Raw genomic sequence first — 7,255 nt, 5'->3', positions numbered from 1 at the left:
CATTGATGGTGCCTGACCCACCGCTATCGCAGCCTCGCTAAAGCTCGACAGCTCCCACACTGGATTTTCGTTTATGCGCCACTTGTACATTTCCTCCGGACAAATCCCACAACGGGGGCTCCCCTCCTGCGCCCTCCCGATGGTAGTGTGTGAAATTGTTTCTGACCTTTCGATCAGACATTTCTCACTCACTCCCTGCAAAGGAATGCCCCCAGCAATGGATTTTTCCCTCAAGCAACTGGCCGTAGCCACCCTGATGGCCGCCAGCCTTTCGGTGTTCACCACCCAAGCTCAAGCCAACCTCACCCCACAACAGAACGCCGTCATCCTGAAGACCTTCAGCGATGCCTCGGTCAAGGATTTCCGGCAGTTCCTCGCCAGCCTGGCCAAGAATGACGTGGCCAAGAGCGACAACCTCGGCCCGGCCATCAGTGCCTTTCTCGACAACAAGGACCTGAGCGCCGACCAGCAGAATGAAATCCATCGCCTGCTGGGCCTGTATGCGCGGGTTAAGTACGGCGCCGCCGCCACTGAAACCCTGCGTGAGCTGGTGGAGATCCCGACCTTCCAGGTCGCCGGCGTGGCCCAGCACGACAATCCCGAGTTCATCAAGATCGCCGCCAAGATCAAGAGCCTGGCCGAGTCGTTCAACCTGAACTTCCGCAACATCGACAACCGCGTCTACGAGATTTCCCTGGAAGGCAGCGGCGATGAAGTGGTCGGCATCCACGCTCACGCGGACGTGGTACCGGTAACCCCGGAAAACTGGGTGCTCAAGGACGGCACCAAGCTCGACCCATTCAAGGTCACGCTGATCGGCGACCGGATGTATGGTCGCGGCACCGAGGATGACAAGAACGGCATCGTGGTGGCGATGTACGCGATGAAGGTGATCAAGGAAGAGAAGCTGCCGCTGGCGCGCAATTTCAAGCTGCTGGTGGACACCACCGAGGAAACCTCCGGCGACGCGATCCCGTACTACTTCGAGCACAACCCAACGCCCAACTACAACCTGGCGCTGGACGGCGGCTACCCGGTGGTGATCGCCGAGAAAGGCTACGGCACGGTCATGGCCAAGTTCCCCAAGCGCAAGGCTGAAGGCAAAGGCGCAGAAATCATCTCGATGACCGGTGGCAAGGCCACCAACCAGATTCCGTCGGCGTCGGTGGTGACATTGCTCAGCGACAAGCCTGCCGAACTGGCCGCCAGCCTGCAAAAGGCCGGCAGCGAGTACGCCAAGCGCAATGGCGGCGACTTTGAAGTGGCGGCCAAGGTCGTCGGCAAGGACGTTCAGTTGACCGTCACTGGCGTGTCCGCCCACTCCTCCGAACCGGAATCCGGGGTGAACCCGGTAGCCAGGGCCCTCGACTTCCTCAATAGCCTCGACGGCAAGGTCGCGCTCAAGCACAACCAGTTCACCGACGCCGCGCACTACGCCGCCAACAACTGGGGCCTGGATTACCTGGGTGCCAAGCTGGGCGTGGGCTTCTCCGATGCGTTCATGGGCCCGCTGACCACCTCGCTGACCTATGTGGGCGAGGATGAAACTACCTTCAAGCTGGCGGTCAACCTGCGGGTGCCAAAGGGCAAGTCACCGGAAGCGCTCAAGGCCGAAATCGCCGACAAGCTCAGCGCCTGGACCAAGAAAAACCACGTGGCTGTGACCTTCGATTACTCGATCGCCGAGCCGATGTACCGCAACCCTGAGGGCGAGTGGGTCAAGGCGCTGTTGGCGGTGGCCAGCGAGAACCTGGGCATGGAGCACAAGTACGGCACGTCTGCCGGCGCTACCTCGGTGCATGAGCTGCCCAACGGCGTGCAATTCGGCCTGGCACGGCCGGAGGTCAAGTACACCGGCCATACCGACAACGAGTTCAAGACCGTCGACCAGTTCCTGCTGGACCTGCAGATCGTCACCGAAATGATGGGCCGCATCGGGCAACTGCCAAAGCTCTGACCTGCCCTTCGGACCCGCCGCCCTGGCGGGTCCACTAAGCGATACGCCAGCCTTTCGACGCCCGCCGCTGCGCGAGGAACCGGGCATAGCGCCCTTGCCTTGCGGTCAATTGCTCAGGCGTGCCCTGCTCCACGATCCGGCCTTCATCGAGCACCACGATCTGGTCGGCCATCACCACCGTCGACAACTGATGCGCGATCACGATCAGCGTGCATGTGCCGCGCAAGCGTGCCAGGGTTTCGGCGATGACCGCCTGGTTCTCGGCGTCCAGTGCTGCCGTGGCTTCGTCCACCAGCAGGATCGGCGCGCCCTTGATCAACGCACGGGCGATCGCGACACGCTGACGCTCGCCACCGGACAGGCGTGCCCCGCCCTCACCCACCGTGGTCGACAGGCCCATGGGCAGGCGCTCGATAATCGCCTGCACACCGGCCTGCCGCGCGGCCTCCAACACTTGTGCGTCGCTGGCGTCGGGTTTGCCGAGGCGAATGTTGTCGGCGACGCTGCCCTGGAACAGGTACGTGTCCTGGAAGATCTGGCTGATCTGCGCGTTGAGCTGCTCGCCGGACATCTGTCGCACATCCACGCCTGCGATGCACACCTGGCCCTGGCTGACCTCGAAAAACCGTGCGACCAACCGCAACAGCGTGGTCTTGCCCGAACCGGAAGCCCCCACCAGCGCGGTCATGCTGCCGGGCTCAATACGCAGGTTCACCCCGCGCAGCACGTCCCGCGAACCGGCCGCGTGGCGAAAGCTCACATCGAACAGTTCCACCGAGGCATCCCGTGGAGATTGCGGCGCGCTCGGCACCTTCAGGGGCGACGCGGCCAATATCTCGCGCACCGCCTCAAGCTGCACCCCGGCACCGCGCAACGTTTCGCCATAGCCGGCCACCTCCAGCAACGGGTCAATGAAGCGGCTGACCAGCAACAGCGACACCATCACCGCAATCACCGAGCCCACGTGCAAGGCATTTCCCAGGTAAGCGTCAAGCCAGAGCGCGGCGGCGATCAACAAGGCCGCGAACACCACCTGCACCAGCCATATGTTCAGCAGAATCGAGGTCGCGGACAGCAGGATCAGGCGCGCCCCGGTCGCGTGCTGCTGTTCGATCGCCCGTTGCAGGAACACCGAGCTGCCGCCGCCACTGAAGGCACGCAACACCGACTGCGACTGGGCGAACTCCAGCATGCGCTGGCTGGTGTCGGCCGAGCTGCGCTGGAACGCCCGGTCGGCGCGCCGCCCAAGGCGGGCGCTGAGCCAGAACGCGCCGCCGAGAATCGGCAACGCCAGCAAGGCGATCAGGCCCATTTTCCAGTGCAGCACAAACAACGCCAGTACCAGCACCAATGGCGTCACCACGCCGCTGAGCACCGGAGTAAATACATGGGCCGGCAGCTGGGCCACGGCCATCATGCCCTGGGTCACCACCTGGTTGAGCCGCGCCGTGTTATCAGGCGTGAACCAACCGACAGGCAGTTCGGCCACATGGTCGCCGATGCGCTGGCGCCCGCCTTGCAGCACCGCCACACCCACCGCGACGCCAGCCTTTTCAACCTCGCGTCGCGTGGCCCAACACGTCGCCACCGCCGCCAGGAACACCACCAGCCACAACGCCGCTTCGGCCAGATCACCGTTGAGCATGTCGGTGAGTACCGGCACCAGGGCGGCGAGGGTCAGCCCGCACAGCGCACCGTAGAACATCACTTTCCCGACATAGCGACGGAAGACCGGCCCGTCATCGCTCAACAGTTCGATAAAGGTTTTCAGCATGTCGGCAGCGCCTGTTCGCGGGTCTGTTTGTAACCGCCCGACGCCCACAGGCGCGCATAACGGCCCTCTTGCGCGATCAGTCGAGGATGGGTGCCCTGTTCAACAATACGGCCGTTTTCCAGCACGATGATGTGGTCGGCGTGCATCACGGTATCGAGGCGATGGGCAATCACCAACAGCGTGCGCCCTTGGGCGAAGCGCGACAGCGCCTCCTGGATTGCCACCTCGTTTGCGGCATCGGCGGCGGCCGTGGGTTCATCCAGCACCAGCACCGGCGGCGCCAGCAATACTGCGCGGGCGATGCTGATACGCTGCTGCTCGCCACCGGACAACTGCGCGTCCTCGCCAATCACCGAGGCATAGCCCCGTGGCAAGCCGATGATGCACTCATGAATATTCGCGGCCCGTGCGGCCGCCTCGATTTCCTTGCGGCTGGCGCTGGGCCGGCCGAGGGCGATGTTTTCGGCAACGCTGGCGTGGACCAGGCGCACCTCTTGCAGCACAAAGCCGATCAGGTTGTAGAGCTGCGAGGTCTCGATCTGCCGCAGGTCGACGCCGCCCAGGGTGATACGCCCCTCGGTCGGGTCAAAAAACCGCAGCAGCAGGCGCGCCAGGGTCGACTTGCCCGAACCCGAGGCGCCGACGATGGCGGTTACAGTGCCAGGCTTGAGGGTAAAGCTGATGTTCGACAGTACCGGGTGCTGCGGGTCGTAGGCGTACCCGAGGTTTTCGACGCGTACTCCGGCGTCCTTGGGCAAGCGTTCGCCCCCCGGCTCCACCTGCGCCAGCACCGGCGTCGCCAGCAGTGCCTGCACGCGCTGGGCCGCGCCGGTGGCGTTGTCCAGATCATGCACGATGTAACTCAGCAGCATCAGTGGCGCGCAAATGCCCGGTGCGACAATGGCGAACGGCAGCACCTCCACCGCGCTGATCCAGCCCAGGCTGACAAACACCAGGCCAAACGTCAGCACCATGGCGAGCACCATCACCGGGGCGATCATCGCGTTGGCATTGGCCATCGTCCCCACCAGTGGCCGGGTGAACTCAACGAAGGCTTCGCTGAACTCATCTACCGCCTTGCGGTAACTGGCGTGGGCCTTGCCGGTGGCACCGAAGGCCTTGACCACCGGAATGCCGTTGACGAACTCGACCACCGCGTTATTGACCCGGGTCATGCGCTCGACAAAGGACTGCATGTGGCTGCCGCTGGCTTTCATCGCCCGGGTAAAAAACAGCAAAAACCCCGGAAACGGCAGCAGCGAGACCAGCGCCATGCGCCAGTCCACCATGAACAGATAAGCCGCCGACAGCAGCACGGCCCCGGCACAACGGCCCACGGTGGTGTAGAAATGCGCAGTCAGGCTGTGCAGGGTGCCGATGTCATCCTGCATCGCCTGCTTGACCTCGCCCGACGCCCGCTCGGTGAACCAGCCCAGCGGCACCTGGCTCAGGCGCTGGGCGATGGCCAGGCGCAAGTGGCGAGTGATGTGGTTGTCGGCCAGGTGCGCGACCGTCTCCGCAACTGTCATCAACAGCAGGCCCGCGAACAGGCTCGCCAGGCTGAGGCTGATGGTCAACCAGACCTCGCCCGATGCCTGGGCCATCGACGGCGCGCCGAGGGCGACCCTGGCGATATGCACAATGCCCCCCAGCGGCACCAGCGTCAGCATACTGCCCACACCGGCCAGCAGTGCCGCAGCGATCAGTCGCCCGCGCACCGGCCGCAACACTTGCGAGACCGCGCCCCGCCCCCTGGGTTTGGCCGCAGCCACATCCTTGTTACTCATGAAGTCTCCCTGACTGAATGAGCCTTTGCTCGCCCTTACCTTATCTTCCGAACGAGCGGCCAAAACCCTCAATCGAAACCTCAAGGAATTTTCAGGCAGGGGCGCGGACCGTCACCCAATAGCGGGTGCGCCGCACCACCTGGATCGGCAACGCGGCGGCCAGGTTGTCCAGCGCCAGGTCGGTATTGTCCAGGTGCAATACACCGCTGACCCGCAGCATCGCCACCTCAGGCGCACAGCGCAGTACACCGCGGCGGTAGCGTCCCAGCTCGGCGATCAGTTCGTCCAGCCGGGTGCCATCGGCCACCAACAGGCCCTTGACCCAGGCGATGCTGCGGTCAGTCACCGCCGCAGTCGGCTGCACGGTGTCCCTGGAAACCGTGGCGCCTTGACCTGCCTCCACCCGCGCACCTGCGCCATGGTCGGGCTGCACCTGCACGGCGCCCTCAAGCACGGCCAACTGGCAGTTGCTGTCGTCGCATTGGCGCAGGCTGAAGCGCGTGCCCAGGGCATGAAACACGCCCTGGCGACTCTGCACCCGAAACGGCCGGGGTGACGGCGCGGTCGTGATGAAGACCTCGCCGGCCCGCAGCAGCACCAGGCGCTGGTCGTCATCGAACTGCACGTCAATTGCTGAAGCCGGGCCCAATACCAGGCGGGTACCGTCGGGCAATACCACTTCGCGAACTTCGCCGGTGCGGGTGCTATGGCCGGCACTCGCCAGCTGCCAGGCGTCGGTGCGGCGCACGCCGTAGGTGAGGCCACCGGCTGCGACCAACAGGCCCAGCAGGCGCAGGGTGCTCCGGCGGTCGGGGGAGTCGGGAGCGTCGGGTTCGGCCAGGCTGTGCCTGGCCACCGGCGCGGGGATGCTGTGGAGTCTTTGCTCGAAGCCCAGCAGGCGCGTCCAGGCCAGTTCGTGATGGGGATGTTCGGCGCGCCAGTGCAGGCAGTTGGCGTGGTCTTCGGCGCTGGCGTCATCGGCCCACAGGCGGGCCATCCAGGCGGCGGCGCGCTCGATGATATCCGGGGAGATTGGCTGCTCGGTCGACATTGCGAGGGTCAACCGTACAGGGTCTGGTAGCAGGCCAGCAGGCCGGCGGCGATGTACTTTTCCACCGAGGAGACGGAGACCTGGAGCTCGGCGGCGATCTCGCGGTAGCTCAGGCCATCGAGCTTGCACAGCAACAGGGCCTGGCGCGCCTTGGGTGGCAGGCTGTGCAGGGCGGCGTCGATTTGGATCAGGGCCTCGATGGCCAGGGCGCGGGTTTCTTCATCGGGGGCACAGGGTTCGGGCAACAGGGCCAGGGCTTGCAGGTAGGCGGATTCGATCTGGCGGCGGCGGTAGAGGTCGATGACCAGGCCGTTGGCGATCTGGGTCAGGTGCCGCCGGGATTCGCCGGTGGGCGGGAGTTGGCCCTTGCGCATGAGTTGCAGGTAGACGTCGTGGGCCAGGTCGGCGGCGTCGAATGCGTTGCCCAGCTTGCGCCGCAACAGGGTACGTAGCCAGGCGTTGTGGTCGACGTATAGATTTTCAACCTGGCGTTGAAAGGCGAACTGTCCGATGTTCACAAACCTCTCCTTTTACCCAATGGGCCCGGGGGTGCTGGGCGATTGGGCTGGTAATGATTTGCAAGACTATCGGCTCTGGGCTGCGGGTGCAATGCGGGGGGATGGCGGGGTTATGGGTACATATCCGTTGCTGCGGTAACGGCCGCTTATGGTTCCGCTCTTACAGCG

At 64.5% G+C, this 7,255-nt stretch carries 5 protein-coding genes; 1 reads left to right on the top strand and 4 read right to left on the bottom strand.

The window, feature by feature from the left end:
- Window positions 1–217 precede the first annotated feature (217 nt).
- Window positions 218–1,957 carry a dipeptidase gene (locus ACW9I6_RS28930; RefSeq protein ID WP_457340109.1) on the top strand — a complete coding sequence of 580 codons (1,740 nt, stop codon included), beginning with the start codon at window positions 218–220 and terminating at the stop codon, window positions 1,955–1,957.
- A 34-nt stretch (window positions 1,958–1,991) separates the two neighbouring features.
- Here ACW9I6_RS28930 and ACW9I6_RS28925 read toward each other — a convergent pair whose 3' ends face one another.
- The 4 genes from ACW9I6_RS28925 to ACW9I6_RS28910 all read right to left on the bottom strand — a co-directional run bounded on the left by ACW9I6_RS28925 (window position 1,992) and on the right by ACW9I6_RS28910 (window position 7,087).
- Window positions 1,992–3,731 carry an ABC transporter ATP-binding protein gene (locus tag ACW9I6_RS28925; protein WP_457340108.1) on the bottom strand — a complete coding sequence of 580 codons (1,740 nt, stop codon included), beginning with the start codon at window positions 3,729–3,731 and terminating at the stop codon, window positions 1,992–1,994.
- Complete coding sequence (locus ACW9I6_RS28920) at window positions 3,725–5,518, bottom strand: ABC transporter ATP-binding protein (RefSeq protein ID WP_457340107.1); 1,794 nt, start codon at window positions 5,516–5,518, stop codon at window positions 3,725–3,727. The genes ACW9I6_RS28925 and ACW9I6_RS28920 overlap by 7 nt, the downstream gene beginning before the upstream one ends.
- A gap of 91 nt (window positions 5,519–5,609) precedes the next feature.
- Window positions 5,610–6,569 carry a FecR domain-containing protein gene (locus ACW9I6_RS28915; RefSeq protein ID WP_457340106.1) on the bottom strand — a complete coding sequence of 320 codons (960 nt, stop codon included), beginning with the start codon at window positions 6,567–6,569 and terminating at the stop codon, window positions 5,610–5,612.
- Between the two features lie 8 nt (window positions 6,570–6,577).
- Window positions 6,578–7,087 (bottom strand): sigma-70 family RNA polymerase sigma factor, encoded by a 510-nt coding sequence (locus tag ACW9I6_RS28910; protein ID WP_177029375.1) that lies wholly within the window; start codon window positions 7,085–7,087, stop codon window positions 6,578–6,580.
- Window positions 7,088–7,255: the final 168 nt, after the last annotated feature.

Source organism: Pseudomonas sp. SDO5522_S412, from assembly GCF_054071215.1.
This window is presented reverse-complemented; position numbering and strand designations above follow the sequence as displayed.

Coding starts and splice junctions, on each gene's coding strand:
- ACW9I6_RS28920 (WP_457340107.1), bottom strand. CDS start 5,518: ATGAGTAACAAGGATGTGGCTGCGGCCAAACCCAGGGGGCGGGGCGCG.
- ACW9I6_RS28930 (WP_457340109.1), top strand. CDS start 218: ATGGATTTTTCCCTCAAGCAACTGGCCGTAGCCACCCTGATGGCCGCC.
- ACW9I6_RS28925 (WP_457340108.1), bottom strand. CDS start 3,731: ATGCTGAAAACCTTTATCGAACTGTTGAGCGATGACGGGCCGGTCTTC.
- ACW9I6_RS28915 (WP_457340106.1), bottom strand. CDS start 6,569: ATGTCGACCGAGCAGCCAATCTCCCCGGATATCATCGAGCGCGCCGCC.